This is a genomic window from Neobacillus niacini (assembly GCF_031456445.1).
Classification (GTDB): Bacteria; Bacillota; Bacilli; order Bacillales; family Cytobacillaceae; genus Neobacillus; species Neobacillus niacini_I.
This window is the reverse complement of sequence record NZ_JAVDUQ010000004.1, coordinates 165,208-183,764: the sequence shown is the minus strand read 5'-3', so window position 1 is coordinate 183,764 and position 18,557 is coordinate 165,208. Positions and strand designations below refer to the sequence as shown.

Here is an 18,557-nt window from a genome sequence, read left to right as displayed (position 1 = left end):
AAAACGAAGTCCAAATCACCTTGGACTTCGTTTTTTTAGGCGCGCAAACGATCATGTATATGAACGAGTTTTTCTTCAACAGGGAATGGTAGCGAGATATTGTGATTTTGCAGTTCTTTTACACTAATATCCCGAATAAGCTTTAGGGCTTCCTTTTTAAAGGATTGGGTAACAAATCCTGAATTAATTTCACATAATTTTTGTAAATATTGCATGGTATCACGTAACCATAATTGTTTAATATAAGTATTATTCAACTGACAAATTAATTTATGCTGTAACCCTTTTATCACAGCAATTTGGTCGACATGTGCGATAATATTTGCTCCCTCTTCATCGACAAAGCCAACAGAAACATATTGACCTTTTGAGATATCAACATTCGTAAACACGGGGTTTTGATAGATTTCACCGGATGATAAGCGGATAGACTCTGCCTCTGCTGCCCCACCGATTTTACGCTGATTTGCAATAACCGTGTGAATATCCTTCAACCCATATAGCATGTTAAACATGTTGATCCCCCTCGCAAATATGTTTATATGAGTTATTCTAAAGATAATGAGAATCATTGTCAACTGGATTTTTAATAACTAAATTATGGAACAAGCAGTATCGTTCCCTACTAGTCGTACAAGCTTTCAGTTAGTATATTAAGAAATGTTTGTGAATTTTTATACAATATTTTTCTGAGGGGGATTCGTTAGGAGCTTGTCTAAATAGGCAATTTATCTATACTCTGTTTACTTTGTCAAAACTTGTAATATAATATTCTTTGAATATGTAAACGTTTTCAATTATAATAAGGATAGGTGGATGGCGCGCGTGGCCATCATGGTATTGAGCGTAGGGTGGGGCCGATACTGTTCGTAATTGATTACTAGGTAGGGAAGCTTGTAGGCTGGAAAAAACAATCTAATGATCGAATTATTAAGAGGAAAAGAAAGGAGAAAAAACCGTGGAGAACCATAAAACCTTGTTTGACCATTTTGTAAGGGAAGACCGATTTGAACTTCATTCCTATCTAATCTATTTGTTTAATCAACTCTGTGATCAGCTCCCAGAATCGATCGAAGAAAAACTGGGGGACCAATAACAATATGGAGAAAAAAATCATGTATACCAAAACATAAAAGCGGTCATTTTATTTCATTGAGAATAAAATGACCATTTTTTTTGTTTGCCGATAGGAAAGTATACCTTTCCTATCAGGCATAAGTGCTACTACGCCTCTGTCTTCGCCCTTAGGGGCTCGCCAGTCGGCGAGTTTTCTTTATGTATTCGACAAAATTCAATCAGTACCGGGCACCAGCTGGACATTGTCGAATTTTTAGTGATTTCTAAATACTTTTATTTTTTGAGAGGATGTTATGACAAAATAATGTGTTTTTTTATTGATGGACATTCAAATGGTTAGATTTAAGGAGTTCGGATAGATTTTGTACTCATTTACTTGATATATCAGTATTATTTACTATTTTTTTTCAATATTTCTACTTTTGCTCTCTTTGTTCACATGAAAAATGGACTATGATACGATTAATTTGGTTTTGGAATTATTGTGCCTATCGAATAATAGAACAATAAATTGAATCAGTCATCATTACCTTCCAAAACCATCAAAAATTTTTAATAGAGGTGTGGATGATGAAATTAAATCAATCTGCTCTAAACGAAAACCTGAAACTTCTAACGGAAATCCGTGATCTTAAAATGAAAATGCAAAAACTCTACTTGGAAAAAGGTCCAAGCACCCCCGACTACATCAGACTTTCACTGAAACTCAATTTCCTAATGAACGAATACTTTGATGAAAAATTAGTCCATTTGCAGTAGACTCTCTATCTCATTGACAGAAATCGGGTGGTGCCATGCGCCGCTCGATTTTTGTCGAATCTCCCCTTTTTTTACAAAAAACTTTCAAAATATCACAAAATATCTCAAAATCTCTTAAAATTTGTAGTAAATAAATAGTATAATTGTCTTATAGAAATATTTCGAGAATAAAAATATGGGGAGGAAGTATGAAAAAGGCAGTTATTTTAGTAGTGGTTTTGTTGATGTGTTCGACGATTTTCCCTCATTGGCTGACGGGGGGACAGGTCTTTGCGAAGGCTAAATATCCGGATGTGAATGATTATATCGCTTCAAAAAAACTCACACCTGTTAAAATGGAAGCACAGCATATTAGCAATTTTCCTAATTTTAATTATCGTAATGGTTTTGGGATGGTTGAGGGAGTCGTTGCCCATGAAACGGCGAATAATAGCTCAACCATATATGGTGAAATCGCCTATATGACGAAATACTACAATAATGCATTTGTGCATGCTTTTGTAGATGGCTTGCATGTAATTGAAATCCATTCACCCAATTATGGGGCATGGGGGGCTGGTCCGTATGCGAATCAGCGATTTGTGCAAGTTGAATTAGTACGGGTTCACAGCTTTGATCAATTTGCCCGTTCGATTAACAACTATGCCAACTATCTGGCCTATCTTCTATTTGAATACAACCTTGGCGTGATCGACGCTGAAAAGACCGGCAAAGGTACGTTGTGGTCCCATAATGCTGTTTCCAAATTTCTTGGAGGTACAACCCATACCGACCCGATCGGTTATTTTTCGACCTATGGATATACATGGAGCGAATTTGTAAAATTGGTCACGAAAAGATATAATTCCTTATCTGTCGTCATTGATACGAATCTGTTAGGATATATCAAAAATGAAAACATAGAGATTTATCAAGAAATTGGTGATGATTCTACTGTTACTACGGCAGATTCCACTGATACCGGTAAGATTTATTACATAAAAAAACAAGCGATTGAAGACGGTCAAATCTATTTCCAATTAAGTAATGAAAATGGAACTTTAGGCTGGGTAAAGTCTTCGGATCTATCCGTTATGCCATATAGTACCGTAAGTAAAGCATCAAAGACCTTTATTATAAAAGGAATCGGAAAGGGTTACAGCAAGGAATGGGGTCAGAGTAAAGACGCCATCTTCTCGACTCTTTCAGTATTTAAGGACCAAGAATTCAAGGTCAACTTAACGGAGCAAATCGGAAACTCGACTTGGTACCGCGGGAAGTTAGGTGGTAAAACGGTTTGGGTTTATTACGGTAACGTAACGACCATCCAGGAGAGCAGCACAAGTAGACTAGGAACTGTGCAGGATGCCAGTGAAAAGATTTATAAGAGCATTGGGAATGTAACGTCTGCTATTCCAGCGGGTTCCACTTATACCAATACCGTTCTTTATATTAAAAAACAAGCCACAGCAAATGGCAAAACCTATTACTTGCTTAGCACGCAGGCAAGCAGTACAAAAGGTGTCATTGGGTGGATGAAATCTACCGATTTAACTACGGTACCCTATACTGAAGTCGATAAAAATGTAAAAATGTTTACGATTAAAGGAAGCGGCTCTGCTTATAAAAAGGCATGGGGTGGAAGCAAGGATGTCTCAATCGGCAATCTCTCGGTGTATAAGGATCAATTGTTCAAGGCAGAACTGACTGCAAAAACAGGAGATGCCTATTGGTACCGCGGGAATCTGGCAGGCAAAACAGTCTGGATCCCTTCGAAATCCCTGAACGCGATTAGGGAAAGCAGTACGAGCCGAATCGGCCGGGTTAAAAGCAGCAGTACAGTCCTCTATAAACAGGTTGGTGATCTTTCGACTGATTTTGAGGCTGGAACGAAGTATACGGATACGGTTTATTACATTAAAAAACAAGCTGTCTTAAACGGAGAAACTTACTACCTGCTAAGTACACAGCCAAGCAGCAGTAAGGGAGTCATCGGCTGGGCAAAAGCATCCGATACTTCCACATATAGCCACACCCAGGTGGATCAAAAGACCAAGAAGTTCGTGATAAAAGGAATCGGCAGCGCCTATAGCAAGCCATGGGGCGGCAAAAAAGATATTGTTTATAGTAAACTTTCCACCTATAAAGGAAAAACCTTCACCTCCACCGCCACTGAAAAAGTTGGAACCTGCCTATGGTACTACGGATCTTTTGGCGGAAAAAAAGTATGGGTGTCCAAAGGGAATTTAAATTAGAAGTAGAAAAGCGATAGAAGTGGTGCTGTTGTGACCGCTCGAATCATCAAAAAAATCATGCAGTTTTGCATTTCTTATGCAGGATTGAATGATTCCGTTTCATTACAATTCGAATAAGAAGTATCATTCAAAAGCCAATGTGAAAAATACATTGGCTTTTTGATAGTGGTAAAAATGACTTTTCCGTATAGTTGGCACTATTCTTGCATCTATTTCCTATGTTATGAATTTGTGGAAAAAGGAGGATAGGGTGACTCATCTTTTGATAGTAGATTCAGTGTACCGGTAATTATCTGAATAGTTTCTATTTTTTAAAAACAAAGGGGTGGATTTTATGGGGAAAAATCATCAACACTCACATCATGACCAGGATGCAGCACACTTAGCAAGTTTGGGGTATAATCAGGAATTAAAGCGGAACTTAAATTTCTTCTCAAACTTCGCCATTGCGTTTTCGTTTATTTCGGCGACGACGGGAATTTTCGGATTGTTTGGAACCGGGTTATCGACAGGAGGCCCTGCGTTTATTTGGAGCTGGCCCGTCGTGTTTATGGGGCAGCTTTTTGTGGCCCTAACGATGGCAGAGGTTGCCTCGCATTTTCCCATCGCCGGATCCGTCTATCAGTGGAGCAAAAATCTAGTTAATCCAACCTATGCCTGGTTCTCCGGATGGATTTATTTGATTTCCTTGCTCATTTTAATCGCTGCCGTTGATTATGGCGGTGCTCCTTATGTAGCTCAGATATTGGGAATGGACACCGGGAGTTCAATGACTCTCTTTTGGATTACCGTGGCCATTATTGTCATTCAAACATTCATTAATGCTTTTGGGGTAAAATTAACGGCACTAATAAATAATATCGGAGTCATTGCTGAAATTGTCGTGATGATTGTGTTAGCGGTCGTTTTAATTGCGGCTGGAATGCATCAGCCATTCCATATTGTCTTTGAAACAGCCGGAACTGCAGCTGGGCATGGAAGCTATCTGCCGGTGTTCATGATGGCGATGCTCATGTCGATTTACGTTTTATTAGGCTTTGATTCCGCGGGAAGTTTAGCGGAGGAGGTTATTAATCCCCGCGTTGTCGTCCCGAAAACCATGATCTTTTCACTTGTTTTGACTGGTATCGTCGGCGGGGTGGCCCTCCTTGCCTTTGTTTTGGCCATTCCGGATTTGGGCACAGCGATGAAATCAAGTGTGGCATTATCCTATGTATTAGAAAGCAATCTTGGTAAAGGGGTTTCAAATGCGGCTGTGTTCCTTGCCGTCTTGGCGATTTTTGTGTGCGGCACTGCGATTCAAGCGGCTGCGTCCCGTTTGCTTTATTCCTTTGGACGAGACAAACAGATTCCAGGTTCAAAATTATGGGTGAAGGTTTCACCAAAATACGAAACTCCGGCAAATGCGATTATTTTTAGCGGAATTTTTGCAGTATTGTTGATTTTATCGGCGACAGCCTATACCTATATTGTCAGTATTGCCACCATTGGCATGTATATCGCCTACTTCAGTGTAACATTTGGTGCCATCTTTGCGAGGAGCCGCGGCTGGAACTCCACGAGCTCACCGTGGAACCTTGGCAAATGGGGTCTGCCTGTTAACATCCTAGCCGCTTTATGGGGAGTTTTTGTCATCCTGAACCTTGCATGGCCGCGTACTCCAAATGAACCATGGTACATCAATTACTCAATTCCACTACTGCTTGCGGTGGTATTTGGCATAGGAGCCATCTATTACTTCTGGGCGGTTGCTCGAACCTTGCCTGTTAACAGCCAGAATTTATCAAATAATGAGAGTGAAATCGAGCTATAATGACGGCTGGGATGACTTTCATGTAATCCGACAAAACACGGGCGGTTCCTGTCACCACCCGTGTTTTGTAGAATAATCCCATTTGTGGATACAAATACTATCCTCGTTTGTATGATTTTCATATAAGGGAGGATTTTTTAGTTGGTGAAGAAATTTATGTTATTCGCGGTTTCGGTGCTGGTGCTTGCGGTGCAGGCCCTGCCTTCACAAATATTGGCGAAAAAGCAAAAGCCGAGCAGCACAGTTCAGCTGCGCTTGCTTGAAACGACGGATATCCATGTGTTTTTGGCGAATTATGATTATTACCAGACTAAGCAGGATGACAAGGTCGGCTTGGTCAAGACCTCCACCCTCATCAAACAGGCGCGGAGTGAAGTGAAAAACTCCATGCTGTTTGATAATGGCGATGAATTCCAAGGGAATCCTTTAGGTGATTACATGGCTAGAGTGAAGGGATTAAAGCCGGGGGAAGTCCACCCTGTTTACCGGTCATTCAATCTATTGGGGTATGATGCGACCACGCTTGGGAACCATGAATTTAACTATGGACTGGATTATTTAAAGGAAACCTTGAATGATGCAAAAATGCCGGTGGTCAATGCGAATATCGTAAAGGCCGGAACCGAGGAGCCATACTTTAAACCGTTTGTCATTTTGAAAAAGACGGTGGTCGATGAACGCGGAAAAAAGCATAATCTTAAAATCGGTGTGATCGGTTTTGTTCCGCCGCAGATTATGGAATGGGATAAGTCCAATTTAGAAGGAAAAGTGGAGACCAGATCGATTGTGGAGACGGCGAAACAATATGTTCTGCAGATGAAAAAGCAGGGCGCTGATGTGATTGTGGCTCTTGCCCACACGGGAATCAGCGGGGAGCCCTATCAGCCCGGAATGGAGAATGCGGGTTACTACATAACGCAAGTGAAGGGCATTGATGCGGTATTTACCGGTCATCAACATAACACTTTCCCCGGCCCAATCTACAAGGATCTGCCGAATACCAATCTTGAAAAGGGGACCATAAATGGGAAACCAGTGGTAATGGCCGGGGCATTTGGCAGTCATCTTGGCGTGATTGACCTGCAGCTGCAGAAAAAGCGCGGCAAGTGGAAGGTGGTTGACAGTAAGGCTGCTTTACGGCCAATTGTCGATGCTGCGGGGAAATCCCTCGTTTCAACCGATGAGACATTAATGAAGGTGATTAAAGATGAGCATGATGCGACAATCAAGTATGTTAACCAGCCGGTCGGAGAAACAACTGCTCCGATTTATAGCTATTTTGCCCTTGTTCAGGACGATCCTTCGGTACAAATCGTCAATAATGCACAAACAGAGTATGTGACCGGGGCATTAAAAGAAGAACCAAAATATGCGGGCATTCCGATTCTTTCAGCAGCAGCGCCATTTAAAGCAGGCGGGCGCGGCGGTCCGACGTATTATACCGATATTCCAGCAGGAAAACTGGCCATCAAAAATGTCGCGGATTTATATTTGTATCCTAATACCCTCCAGGCAAAAATGGTAACGGGTGCCCAGTTGAAAGAGTGGCTGGAAATGAGTGCAGGGCAATTTAATCAAATCAATCCTGCCAGCAGCGAACAGCCGTTAATTAATCCTGATTTTCCATCGTTTAATTTTGATGTGATTGACGGTGTACTGTACCAAATTGATGTGACAAAACCGGCAAAATATGATGCGAACGGGAATGTGGTGAACGCTGGTTCAAGCCGGATCGTCAATTTAACTTATCAAGGGAAGCCGGTTGCTGCCGACCAAAAGTTTATTGTTGCCACCAATAATTATCGAGCTTCCAGTGCGACCTTCCCAGGTGTAAGTCAGGGTGATATTGTGTTAAAGGCACCGGATGAAAACCGGCAGATCGTGACAAATTATATTCAGGCGCACAAGCCTTTGAATCCTGCAGCGGACCAAAACTGGTCGCTTGTAAAAATTAAAGGTACAGCGATTCCTGTATTTGACTCTTCGCCAAACGCTCAAAAATACCTTGGACCATTTCCACATATCAAATATATAGGACCATCCGAGGGCGGATTTGCGAAGTATTCGGTGGGTTTGACGGAATAACAAGGAAAAGTGCAGACCTTTAAGAGGTTTGCACTTTTTTGTAAGTCGGCTTTAATCAGTCTACGCCTAAAGTCTGAGGTGGAATATCCTCCGCCAATGCTATTCCAAAACAACTCGTACTCGACCCGCACTGCTTTGATTACGAACAGAACACACTAAATAAGGAAAGTTTAGAGCTTGTGGACGAATTACTAAAAGAACTTATGCTCTATACTAAGCTTTATCAAACTTTATAATGTAAAAGGGTTACACGGATGTGCAACCCTTTTACGATTAAGATTCCATTAAACTTGAAACAGAAACGCTTTGCTTTTGGTTTGGCTGATCTAAAGGATGAATAGTAGCCGTGCCATTTTGCTGGTCAACATGCTCAATATAGATCTTTTTTCCATCATACATAACATTTGCCATCGTAGCTGAAATGGCAATTTCTTGAGCTCTTTGTGTGTCCATAATCGAACCTCCTTTTCCTTTATAGTATTTGCACAATAGCCATGTATATACGCAAATTGGAGTGGGCGGTGATGATTCAACAAAATTCGGGTGGTGCTGTCACCACCCGAATTTTGTAAAAATCTATTTACTCCTTCACCCCGTCTTTGAAGTTTTTGTTCCAGTGTTTGTCGCCGGAGTGTTCGAAGTCTTGGACGGTGCGCTCAAGGACGTCGAGGACCCATTTTTTTGTTTCGGTTACGGTGTCATAGAAGGCTTTTTCTGCGATTCCGGGAGTTTTGATTCCGGCTAAGGCATTCGAGGAACTTAGACGGCGATGTTCATCCGTTTTTTTATCGAACTCGTCGAGGACATGCTGTACGAACTTACCAAGGTCTTTGTGTTCCTTCGAAATCCGCTGCTGAATTTCCCACAATCTCTTGTCCATATTTATTTTCCTCCTTGCTTCGATAGTGATTTATTATATTAAGAGACTTGAAAAATCATCGATTAGAATTTCATTAAAAATTGCAATTTTTGGACAGTTTGCATTATGATGGTAGAGTACTTGTTTAATTGAATAAGTGGGAACAGGTTCCTTGAAGCATAATGTTCAGGGATGAAAAGGGAAGCTCGGTGCAAGTCCGACACGGTCCCGCCACTGTAAAAGGGAAATCAACGCAGTTTTTTGCCACTAATCGAGATGATTGGGAAGGTATGCGGCTGGTGATGATCCTTAAGTCAGGAGACCTGCCTGTTTCGACAACGCTGAAGACCTACGGGAGATAGGGAGGTGTTAGATTGGCTGCTGCTGATAACAGGGCGACGTATGTCGCTGTCGATATTAGGCATTTCTAACTTTCTATTGGAACGTTAGAGATGCTTTTTTTTATTTGAAAAAAATACCTTTCTAGGGTTGGGGACAAAAAGAGGTGCTGATCTGGGAAAAGTGTCGCCAATAAGCCGGATAGGCGACAAAAATAGGTGCGCAGGGAGTAGAAGTGTCGCCAATAAGCCGGATAGGCGACAAAAACAGGTGTGCAGGGAGTAGAAGTGTCGCCAATAAGCCGGATAGGCGACAAAAATAGGTGCGCAGGGAGTAGAAGTGTCGCCAATAAGCCCGATAGGCGACAAAAACAGGTGTGCAGGGAGTAGAAGTGTCGCCAATAAGCCGAATAGGCGACAAAAATGGACCCGCAACGATGCAAAAATGTCGCCAATAAACCCGATAGGCGACAAAAACAGGTGCGCAGGGAGTCGAAGTGTCGCCAATAAGCCGGATAGGCGACAAAAATGGACCCGCAACGAGTCGAAGTGTCGCCAATAAGCCCGATAGGCGACAAAAACAGGTGCGCAGGGAGTCGAAGTGTCGCCAATAAGCCGGATAGGCGACAAAAATGGACCCGCAACGAGTAGAAGTGTCGCCAATAAGCCCGATAGGCGACAAAAACAGGTGCGCAGGGAGTAAATGTGTCGCCAATAAGCCCGATAGGCGACAAAAACAGATGCGCAGGGAGTAGAAGTGTCGCCAATAAGCCGGATAGGCGACAAAAATGGACCCGCAACGAGTAGAAGTGTCGCCAATAAGCCGGATAGGCGACAAAAATGGACCCGCAACGATGCAAAATGTCGCCAATAAACCCGATAGGCGACAAAAACCGATGCGCAACAAGCCAAAATGTTGCCAATAAACAATCGCTAAGAACATAAAAGTATTTTTTTAAAAGAATAGGAGGAAGTAAGATGAAAAGCAGTAATCTGGGGTATCCGCGGATTGGGGAAAATCGTGAATGGAAAAAGGCATTAGAAGGATTTTGGGCCGGTCGACTAGCGGAGTCAGACTTTCTCAAACAAATGGAGGTAATTCGCCTCCGCCACCTACAAAAGCAAAAGAATCTGGGAATCGAGTGGATTCCGGTCGGGGATTTTACTTTCTATGATCATATGCTTGATCTCGCCGTGATGTTTGGCTGCGTGCCGAAAAGATACGACTATGATGGCAGTGGTCCGGTCCCGCTTTCAACGTATTTTGCGATGGCTCGCGGTAGTGAAACAGCGATCGCCTGTGAAATGACGAAATGGTTTAACACGAATTACCATTATATTGTTCCAGAACTAGGGGAGATCAAATCTAGGTTAACCGAAAATAAGCCGCTGCAAGCCTACCGGGAAGCAAGAGACAAGCTTGGTATTCAGGGAAAGCCTGTTTTAGTTGGACCCTACACGTTCTTAAAGCTTTCAAAGGGATATGAACCGAAGCAATTACCTGCACTTATTTTGCAAATTGTGCCGTTGTACGCGAAAGTTTTACAAGAGTTGGCGGACGAGGGTGTGGAATGGGTTCAAATCGATGAACCAATCCTGGTTACATCGGTCACAAAAGATGAAATGAAAACTGTAGCTTATATTTACCAACAACTGCAGGAAGCCGCGCCAAAACTGCAAATTATGCTGCAAACCTATTTTGATGGTGTTGAGTGGTACGAGGATATTATCGATTTACCTGTTGCCGGGATTGGACTGGATTTTGTCCATGGTTTGGAAGGAAATCTGCAAGCTATTGCCAGATTTGGATTTCCAGAGGATAAAATCCTTGGAGCCGGGGTGATTGATGGGCGGAATATTTGGCGTGCTCATCTATCTGAAAAAAGAAATCTGGTTGACACGATTACTCGTATCGTACCTCAGGAACGTTTATGGCTACAGCCTTCGTCAAGCCTATTGCATGTTCCGGTAACGGTGGAACATGAGGGGCAATTAGACTCGATTGTGAAAGAGGCCTTGGCCTTTGCGGATGAAAAATTAACAGAAGTTCAGTGTCTAGTCAAAAGTGTTCGTAACGGGGATGCGTTAGAGGTGTTCGTCCAAAGTGAAGAGGCACTCAAACGTTTGAACCAATCCCCGGCAAGAAACTGTGGGGAGATTCAGGAGGAGGTGTCGCGGATTCAGTACCAGCAGGTTGAACGGGATGCCACCTTTGAGGAACGCCGCGAAAAACAAAAGCATTGGAATCTTCCGCTGCTGCCGACCACGACAATCGGAAGCTTTCCGCAGACGTTAGAAGTCCGGCAAGCGCGCAGAAAATGGCGTAAGGGAGAGTGGGCGACGGAGAAATATGACTCGTTTATTCAAGATGAGATTCGTAAATGGATTGGAATCCAAGAGGAAATCGGCTTGGATGTGCTTGTTCATGGTGAGTTTGAGCGGACCGATATGGTGGAGTTTTTTGGAGAAAAATTAGGCGGGTTTACGTTCACGGAAAACGGCTGGGTTCAATCCTACGGCTCCCGTTGTGTGAAACCGCCCGTGATTTATGGGGATGTGGAATTTTTACTGCCAATGACGGTAAAAGAAAGTGTATATGCCCAGTCGCTGACGGAGAAACCGGTTAAGGGCATGATTACAGGGCCGGTCACCATTCTGAACTGGTCATTTGTCCGTGATGACCTACAGCGCTCTGAGGTTGCTTTCCAAATTGCTCTTGCACTAAGAAAAGAAGTGGAAGCCCTTGAGGCGGCAGGAATTAAAATGATTCAGGTAGATGAACCGGCGCTTCGGGAGGGGCTGCCGCTGAAGCAATCGGCTTGGGACCACTATTTAGAATGGGCGGTAAAAGCCTTCCGGATTACGACCTCGACGGTAGCGGATATGACGCAAATTCATACCCATATGTGTTATTGCGACTTTCACGATTTTATAGAGCCGATTAATCAGCTGGATGCGGATGTAATCTCGATTGAAACCTCACGAAGTCACGGGGAACTGATCACTACATTCCACAAAAATGCCTACCATAAAGGGATTGGCCTTGGTGTATATGACATACATAGCCCAAGGGTACCTTCTTGTGAAGAAATCGTCGATGTCATCGCGGGCGGTCTAGCCGCCCTAGACCCAGCCCAATTCTGGATCAACCCCGACTGCGGCCTAAAAACAAGAGGCGCCGAAGAAACGATTCAATCCCTGAAGCATATGGTGGAAGCCACACGTCTGGTTCGTGAACGGATGACTGTGTTAGAATGGTTTAAGTAATTCGACAAAAATCGGGTGGTGCCTGTCACCGCTCGATTTTTGTCGAAAGAATGATTAGGAGGTGGGGTTTTCGTGACTCTGGAAAAATTACCGATACAGAATTCAAGGACGATTCAGACTCGTTTAGTTTTTCCGCCGGATACGAATCATTTGGATACGATTTTTGGCGGGAAGGTGCTTGCCTATATTGATGAGATCGCGGCAGTCGCAGCAATGAAGCATTCGAATTGTGCAGTTGTGACGGCATCGATTGATTCGGTTGATTTTCTTTCTTCTGCCAAGGTAGGGGATGCATTGACGTTAGAGGCGTTTGTTACGTATACCGGAAGAAGCTCAATGGAAGTGTACGTAAAGGTAACGGCGCATAACCTTATCACAAACAAGAAGAACTTAACAACCGAATCTTTCCTGACTATGGTAGCAGTCAATCAAGAGGGGAAACCCATACCGGTTCCGGGTGTATACCCGGAAAGCGAAGAAGAAAAACAACTATTTGAAACTGCCCTAGCTCGTAAGGAAAACCGGAAATTACGGGCGGCAATCCGATAGGGGATTGTGTTTGTTCGACAAAAATCGGGTGGAGTTGTCTCGACCCGATTTTTATTGAACTAATTCACCCTATCCACTCGCAGTTTTTTGGATCATCCAAATTAAGGTGCCGAGGGATACTGTCTGCCGATGCTTCGCCTTTGCTACACAGATAGTAGTGCCGGACGGGTTTTAGGTAGTCATCGTCGAGTTCGTAGACGAGCGGCATGCTGTTGGGGATGTTTAGACTTGTGACTTCTTCGTCGGGAATTTGGTCGAGATATTTCACCAATGCCCGGAGTGTATTTCCATGTGCAGAGATAATTACGCGTTTGTTCTGCTGCAAATCCGGAACAATCTCTTCATTCCAATAGATCAAAGCGCGTTTTTCAGTATCGAGGAGACTCTCGGTAAAAGGAATCCCATCAGCCGCAAGTCCTGCGTATTTCGGATCTGACAAGTATTTCCCGTAACCCTCCTCGGACAGGGCTGGCGGCCGGACACTGGCGGAGCGCCGCCACTCATTTACTTGTTCTTCTCCAAATCGAGCAATTACCTCATCCTTGTTCAACCCCTGCAGACCGCCGTAATGTCTTTCATTCAACCGCCACGACTTTTGGACTGGAATCCACACTAAATCCATTTCATGAAGGAGAATCCAACAAGTCCGAATCGCTCGTTTGAGAACGGAGGTATAGGCAACATCGAAGGTAAAGCCATGCTTTTTCAAAATCGCACCGGCTTCCCGGGCTCCATTATAACCCTCATCGGTGAGGTCGACGTCAAGCCATCCGGTAAAGCGGTTTTCAAGATTATATAAGCTTTGACCATGCCGGATAAAAACGATCTTTTTCACTGTTTTAACCACCTGAAATTAGTTTTTATTTATTATGCGTTATTCGGGAGTGAATTATCGATCGGAGAAGGATTACTAGATTTAAGCCCAATACTTGTTTCGCCACCATCCAATGTTCCTTTTTAAAAAAAGCAGCCACCTGAAGTGAATGCCTGCAAGGCTGCAAATTCAATGATGTGGCCATGCCGATCACCGAGTAATGTGCCGCCGTTTGATGCCACCTTGTGAAAGGAATCATTGAATAATCAGAAGGGAATTAAGGGAAAATACGGATGAGCAATACGATTTGCCATTTAGGATGTTGGTAACCAATGAATAGATTATCTGTTAAATGTACAACTATTGTTTTATTTTTTTTACTCATTGGATTTGCAGGAAGGTCTGAAAGCTCTACGGTATTCAACATGAAAGGTCATGGCGAGAATGAAGGACCGCTCCCGATGGAATTACCTATAAGTATAATGGAGGGCACCCCCTTTAGACCTGTCAGAGTCACTCCCTATGAATGGGTAAAGGAAAATAAAATAATTGCTCACGGGATGGGAGGCGTTGAAGGGAAAAGAGTGACCAATAGTTTAAAAGCCTTTCAATACAACTATACAAAGGGCATCCGTGTTTTTGAGGTGGATTTAGTTTTTACGACGGACGGTCATTTAGTTGCCAGGCATGATTGGCATACATATATGTATCCGTTTTTAGGTCAGGAAAAGAAAGCGGATCAACTGTCACTTCAAGAGTTTAAAGGCTTAAAAATACACAAAGGGTGGGAGCCGCTGTCGGTATATGACCTCATCATTTTAATGGAAAAATACCCGGATGTTTATTTTGTCACCGATACAAAATTGGATAATGCAAGGGTTATTGCTGAGGTTGCAGCTCAATTTTCAAAAGTAGATAGATCTTTGTTGCAGAGAGTGATTCCCCAGGTATACAGTCCGGAGGATTATCGGAAAATAAAGGAAATTTATCCTTTTGAAAATCTGATTTTAACTTTATATAGATCAAGCATGAGCCAGGAAAATGTCCTTGCTTTTACGAGGAAAAGCGATCTAAAGGTAGTAACTTTATCACAGAGACAAGCCCAAGAGTCATTTATTGAGAGGTTAAAGAGGCAAGGGATTTCGGTGTATGTCCATACCATCAATAATAAAGTGGAAGCTAAAACACTATTAAACCAAGGTGTTTCGGGAATCTATACAGACTATTTAAGTCTAAATGATTTGAAATAAATTTGGGGGATGAGTGACAGGAACTATGTAAAGAATTCACATAGTTCCTGTCACCGAACTGGACATTTCACCAGGTTTTTTCCATAAAGGCTGGACAGTCACCTTCTGATGGAGGCTTCTTGTTTTTTATAAAGAGATTTTTCCTTATACATTTCCTGATCCGCGGTTTCAAGAATTTCCTCTACCGTAATGGGAGCCCCGGGCACATAGTGGTAAAGTCCATGACTGACAGAAAGGTGAAAGGGCTTTTGTTTTAATTCATTCAAGACATGGAAATCCCGCTGAATATTGTCCCAAATCCGCTCGACCTCTTCCATTTTCTTTTTAAAAAAGATCATGATGAATTCATCTCCGCCATGACGGAAGAGGACATCGTGATGATCATTATACCGGTTAAAGACTTCACAGCAGGTCCTAATCAATTCATCCCCAAACGCATGGCCGAGACGATCATTCACCTTTTTCAAATCATTAATATCCATAAAGCAAAGAAAAAATTCCTTGGATTCCGGACCACCGGAAACTTGTTTGCGGAGCTGCTCAATGCCGCTTCTTCGATTTCTGACACCGGTAAGCATATCATAGGAAGCCTGCTTTTCTAGCTCTTCTTCTGTTTTCTTGATATCGGTAATATCCGTTGCCCCCATTAACATACAGGTTTCATCCAAATAATCAACCAGCTCGAAATGAAGCATGGACCATTTCCGGATATCAGTGGAAATTTGATGTTCCACCACAAGGTTTTTCACACTTTCCAGTTCCTTCAGTCTTGTTATAATGTCGATCTTTTCTTGAGCACTTCGAAACAGGAAACTCGCATCGGTGCCTTTACCTTGGAGTTGAAAGTATTCAAGCGCTTGGCGGTTCATGAGCAAAATTTCATTGGTATCCGTTTTTATAAGAATTAAGGGATTGGGGCTTAGATTAAATAATCTGCGAAAACTTTCCTCGTTCCGGCTAAGCTTGCTTTTATTTGAAAAATCATTTTTACGAAAGGAATAGAATGCTAGACCAATCGTAAATGAAATCACAGCGGCCCCGGTTGAATTAATGAGCTTGATTAAAAAGGAGACTCGGTCTTGTTCAAGGAAGAAAAGCCCAATAACAAAGAGTAAATGAGTCCCAATCAAATTCGTTAGTAGAATTTTCGGCTGAATCGGGAAAAAGACAGCGACCCCAAATAAGATAATGAGATAGGCATAAATATTTCCGGTCAGTAATTGGCTATTAAGAGAGGAAACTGCCCCAATAAATAAATAAAGAAAGACATAGAGTTTGATAATAGACCCTTTTGACCTGCTCTTCTGCCGAAAATAACGGTAAATCATGATAAAAATAAGCGAAATAATAAGCCCCGTGATATGGACCGCAGCCAATATCGTTTTATAGACCGGATGAGAGAGCCCCTTTAATAAGAAGAAGTCGACAATGAAAAATGTGGGATAGGTGAAAATCAACATATATGAAACAAGCTTCAAACGCTCAAATAAAACATCATCATTGAAAATAAAAAACTCCCGATCAGAACTCGAGCGTATTCCCGTCCGATTTAGAAGACGCATAGTGAATGACTTTCCCATCGTATCATCCTTTTAGCTTTGTATCGGAAGTAGTTTAGCATAGTCATAAGGTGGCTGTCGACAAAATTCGGGTAGTGCCAGGCACCACCCGAATTCTGTCAAAACCATATTTAGGATTTTCCCTGCAGGACCATTTTCCGTGATTCCACGAATCTTTGCATGCGTTTCAATGCTTCTTGGAGCTGCGCCAGGGAGGTGGCGTAGGAGCATCGGACGTAGCCTTCGCCGCTCTCGCCAAAGACGTTTCCGGGTACAACAGCGACCTTTTCCGCTATCAGCAGCTCTTCGGCAAATTGCTCTGAGCTGAGGCCCGTAGAACGAATGGACGGAAAGACGTAAAAGGCTCCGCCTGGGACATGGCAATCGAGTCCGATTTCATTTAAGGCCTGCACCATAAAGTTTCGTCTTCTGCGGTAGCTATTTCGCATCTCTTCCACTTCATGATAGGTGTTGCGAAGGGCTTCAATTGCTCCAATCTGCAGCATATGCGGTGCACACATTGTTGTATATTGGTAAATTTTCAGCATCACCTCGACAAATTCCACCGGAGCTGCAAGGAACCCCAAGCGCCAGCCGGTCATCGCGAAGCCTTTGGAAAAACCGTTGATCAAAATCGTCCGCTCATACATCCCTTCGATGGCTGCAAAGCTTGTAAAGGTTTCGTCGTAGCTTAGTTCCGCGTAAATTTCGTCGGAAACGACGATTAGGTCATGTTTTTCAATGATTTTCGCGAGTGCCGTTAAATCTTCCCTTGTCAGCATACTGCCTGTCGGGTTGTTTGGCGAGCACAGCAAAATCGCCTTTGTTTTTTCCGTGATGGCTGATTCGATTTGCTCCGGTGTTACCTTAAATCCGTTCTCTGGTGAGGTTGAAACGGGAACTGGTTTTCCCCCGGCCAATGCAACCAATGGGGCATACGCGACGAAAGCCGGTTCGACAATCAGGACTTCTTCTCCTTGGTTTAAAATCGCGCGGAAAGCAAGGTCAATCGCCTGGCTTGCCCCGACTGTTACAATTACTTGATTTTTCGGGTCATACTGCACTGCAAAACGATTCCTTAGGTAATTCGAAATTTCTTGTCTTAATTCCAGCAATCCAGGATTGGCTGTATAGGAGGTGAAGCCCTGCTCGAGCGATAGAATCGTTGCTTCACGGATATTCCAAGGTGTTACGAAATCTGGTTCCCCGACACCTAACGAAATGACGCCTTCCATACTGGCGGCCAAATCGAAAAATTTGCGAATCCCCGATGGCTGGATTTCTTTTGCTGTTTGCGAAAAATAAGAGGAATACTCGTTTTTCATGGTGTAACCACCATCCTGCGATCCTTCTCGTCGCCACCTTCAAAAATAACCCCATCATGCTTATATTTTTTTAACATGAAATGGGTGGTAGTGGAGATAACATGCTCAATCGTTGATAATTTTTCCGAAACAAAGTTAGCAATTTGGTTCATCGTTTTTCCTTCAATCGTAATGGATAGATCATAGGCACCGGACATCAGATATAGAGAGGATACTTCCGGAAAACGAGCGATTCTTTCCGCTACTTCATCGAAACCAACGCCGCGCTTAGGAGTAACCTTTACTTCAATCATGGCAACAATATTAGCTTCGCCTTCAACCTTACTCCAGTTGATCAATGTCGGGTAACTCATAATGACCTTTTGATCTTCTAATTTTTTGATGGTGTTTTTGACGGTTTCTTCGTCGCTCATGACCATGGATGCGATGGTGGCCGCCGATAATTGATGGTCCTCTTCAAGTATTTTTAAAATTTCAATTTCCTCATTGCTCAGTTTCATAACGAGCCTCCTCAAAGTATACAACCTCCAGTTTATAGGAGATTGGCGATAATCATCGAAAATAGTCGATAATATTACTATAATAGGTGATTTTGAAAAATCGCTCAATTCAATTAGCATTATTTTTT

Annotated in this window: 16 protein-coding genes and 1 riboswitch; of the genes, 8 read left to right on the top strand and 8 right to left on the bottom strand. The window is 42.9% G+C overall.

The window, feature by feature from the left end; translation table 11 throughout:
* Positions 1-35: 35 nt before the first annotated feature.
* Positions 36-515 (bottom strand): hypothetical protein, encoded by a 480-nt coding sequence (locus tag J2Y67_RS06700; protein ID WP_310172039.1) that lies wholly within the window; start codon positions 513-515, stop codon positions 36-38.
* Between the two features lie 443 nt (positions 516-958).
* On the opposite strand from J2Y67_RS06700, the gene J2Y67_RS06695 reads away from it, so the two are divergent.
* From J2Y67_RS06695 to J2Y67_RS06675, 5 genes are all read left to right on the top strand, one after another.
* Positions 959-1,096 carry a hypothetical protein gene (locus tag J2Y67_RS06695; RefSeq protein WP_310172038.1) on the top strand — a complete coding sequence of 46 codons (138 nt, stop codon included), beginning with the start codon at positions 959-961 and terminating at the stop codon, positions 1,094-1,096.
* Between the two features lie 551 nt (positions 1,097-1,647).
* Positions 1,648-1,836 carry a Spo0E family sporulation regulatory protein-aspartic acid phosphatase gene (locus J2Y67_RS06690; protein WP_310172036.1) on the top strand — a complete coding sequence of 63 codons (189 nt, stop codon included), beginning with the start codon at positions 1,648-1,650 and terminating at the stop codon, positions 1,834-1,836.
* A gap of 188 nt (positions 1,837-2,024) precedes the next feature.
* Positions 2,025-4,070 (top strand): peptidoglycan recognition protein family protein, encoded by a 2,046-nt coding sequence (locus J2Y67_RS06685; protein ID WP_310172033.1) that lies wholly within the window; start codon positions 2,025-2,027, stop codon positions 4,068-4,070.
* A gap of 334 nt (positions 4,071-4,404) precedes the next feature.
* A complete protein-coding gene (locus tag J2Y67_RS06680; RefSeq protein ID WP_310172030.1) occupies positions 4,405-5,883 on the top strand; it encodes an APC family permease in 1,479 nt (492 codons plus the stop codon).
* Between the two features lie 144 nt (positions 5,884-6,027).
* Positions 6,028-7,968 (top strand): bifunctional 2',3'-cyclic-nucleotide 2'-phosphodiesterase/3'-nucleotidase, encoded by a 1,941-nt coding sequence (locus J2Y67_RS06675; RefSeq protein ID WP_310172139.1) that lies wholly within the window; start codon positions 6,028-6,030, stop codon positions 7,966-7,968.
* Between the two features lie 273 nt (positions 7,969-8,241).
* Here the strand turns inward: J2Y67_RS06675 and J2Y67_RS06670 are convergent, their stop codons facing one another.
* From J2Y67_RS06670 to J2Y67_RS06660, 3 genes are all read right to left on the bottom strand, one after another.
* A complete protein-coding gene (locus J2Y67_RS06670) occupies positions 8,242-8,421 on the bottom strand; it encodes a small acid-soluble spore protein H (protein ID WP_310172028.1) in 180 nt (59 codons plus the stop codon).
* Between the two features lie 127 nt (positions 8,422-8,548).
* Positions 8,549-8,848, bottom strand: a complete 300-nt coding sequence (locus tag J2Y67_RS06665) for a hypothetical protein (RefSeq protein ID WP_310172025.1) — start codon at positions 8,846-8,848, stop codon at positions 8,549-8,551.
* A 127-nt stretch (positions 8,849-8,975) separates the two neighbouring features.
* A riboswitch (cobalamin riboswitch) is annotated at positions 8,976-9,172 on the top strand.
* 138 nt (positions 9,173-9,310) lie between these two features.
* Positions 9,311-10,108: a hypothetical protein gene (locus J2Y67_RS06660; RefSeq protein WP_310172023.1), complete on the bottom strand. Its 798-nt coding sequence runs from the start codon at positions 10,106-10,108 to the stop codon at positions 9,311-9,313.
* Positions 10,109-10,143: 35 nt separating this feature from the next.
* On the opposite strand from J2Y67_RS06660, the gene metE reads away from it, so the two are divergent.
* Complete coding sequence (gene metE, locus J2Y67_RS06655) at positions 10,144-12,432, top strand: 5-methyltetrahydropteroyltriglutamate--homocysteine S-methyltransferase (RefSeq protein ID WP_310172021.1); 2,289 nt, start codon at positions 10,144-10,146, stop codon at positions 12,430-12,432.
* 72 nt (positions 12,433-12,504) lie between these two features.
* Positions 12,505-12,981, top strand: coding sequence for an acyl-CoA thioesterase (locus tag J2Y67_RS06650; protein ID WP_396954051.1), 477 nt, complete (start codon positions 12,505-12,507; stop codon positions 12,979-12,981).
* 64 nt (positions 12,982-13,045) lie between these two features.
* Here the strand turns inward: J2Y67_RS06650 and gpmA are convergent, their stop codons facing one another.
* Positions 13,046-13,816: a 2,3-diphosphoglycerate-dependent phosphoglycerate mutase gene (gene gpmA / locus J2Y67_RS06645; protein WP_310172019.1), complete on the bottom strand. Its 771-nt coding sequence runs from the start codon at positions 13,814-13,816 to the stop codon at positions 13,046-13,048.
* Between the two features lie 311 nt (positions 13,817-14,127).
* On the opposite strand from gpmA, the gene J2Y67_RS06640 reads away from it, so the two are divergent.
* The gene (locus J2Y67_RS06640) at positions 14,128-15,045 is read left to right on the top strand and encodes a phosphatidylinositol-specific phospholipase C/glycerophosphodiester phosphodiesterase family protein (RefSeq protein WP_310172017.1); all 918 of its coding nucleotides are present in this window, start codon (positions 14,128-14,130) and stop codon (positions 15,043-15,045) included.
* 98 nt (positions 15,046-15,143) lie between these two features.
* On the opposite strand, the gene J2Y67_RS06635 is transcribed toward J2Y67_RS06640, so the two are convergent.
* From J2Y67_RS06635 to J2Y67_RS06625, 3 genes are all read right to left on the bottom strand, one after another.
* Complete coding sequence (locus J2Y67_RS06635) at positions 15,144-16,625, bottom strand: GGDEF domain-containing protein (RefSeq protein WP_310172015.1); 1,482 nt, start codon at positions 16,623-16,625, stop codon at positions 15,144-15,146.
* A gap of 110 nt (positions 16,626-16,735) precedes the next feature.
* Positions 16,736-17,929, bottom strand: a complete 1,194-nt coding sequence (locus J2Y67_RS06630) for an aminotransferase (protein ID WP_310172013.1) — start codon at positions 17,927-17,929, stop codon at positions 16,736-16,738.
* Complete coding sequence (locus J2Y67_RS06625; RefSeq protein ID WP_310172011.1) at positions 17,926-18,429, bottom strand: Lrp/AsnC family transcriptional regulator; 504 nt, start codon at positions 18,427-18,429, stop codon at positions 17,926-17,928. The genes J2Y67_RS06630 and J2Y67_RS06625 overlap by 4 nt, the downstream gene beginning before the upstream one ends.
* Positions 18,430-18,557 lie beyond the last annotated feature (128 nt).

Bases quoted from the DNA above. Each gene is read 5' to 3' on its own strand.
- J2Y67_RS06700 (WP_310172039.1), bottom strand. From the start codon at position 515: ATGTTTAACATGCTATATGGGTTGAAGGATATTCACACGGTTATTGCA.
- J2Y67_RS06690 (WP_310172036.1), top strand. From the start codon at position 1,648: ATGAAATTAAATCAATCTGCTCTAAACGAAAACCTGAAACTTCTAACG.
- J2Y67_RS06685 (WP_310172033.1), top strand. From the start codon at position 2,025: ATGAAAAAGGCAGTTATTTTAGTAGTGGTTTTGTTGATGTGTTCGACG.
- J2Y67_RS06680 (WP_310172030.1), top strand. From the start codon at position 4,405: ATGGGGAAAAATCATCAACACTCACATCATGACCAGGATGCAGCACAC.
- J2Y67_RS06670 (WP_310172028.1), bottom strand. From the start codon at position 8,421: ATGGACACACAAAGAGCTCAAGAAATTGCCATTTCAGCTACGATGGCA.
- J2Y67_RS06665 (WP_310172025.1), bottom strand. From the start codon at position 8,848: ATGGACAAGAGATTGTGGGAAATTCAGCAGCGGATTTCGAAGGAACAC.
- J2Y67_RS06660 (WP_310172023.1), bottom strand. From the start codon at position 10,108: ATGTTCTTAGCGATTGTTTATTGGCAACATTTTGGCTTGTTGCGCATC.
- metE (WP_310172021.1), top strand. From the start codon at position 10,144: ATGAAAAGCAGTAATCTGGGGTATCCGCGGATTGGGGAAAATCGTGAA.
- J2Y67_RS06640 (WP_310172017.1), top strand. From the start codon at position 14,128: ATGAATAGATTATCTGTTAAATGTACAACTATTGTTTTATTTTTTTTA.
- J2Y67_RS06635 (WP_310172015.1), bottom strand. From the start codon at position 16,625: ATGGGAAAGTCATTCACTATGCGTCTTCTAAATCGGACGGGAATACGC.
- J2Y67_RS06630 (WP_310172013.1), bottom strand. From the start codon at position 17,929: ATGAAAAACGAGTATTCCTCTTATTTTTCGCAAACAGCAAAAGAAATC.
- J2Y67_RS06625 (WP_310172011.1), bottom strand. From the start codon at position 18,429: ATGAAACTGAGCAATGAGGAAATTGAAATTTTAAAAATACTTGAAGAG.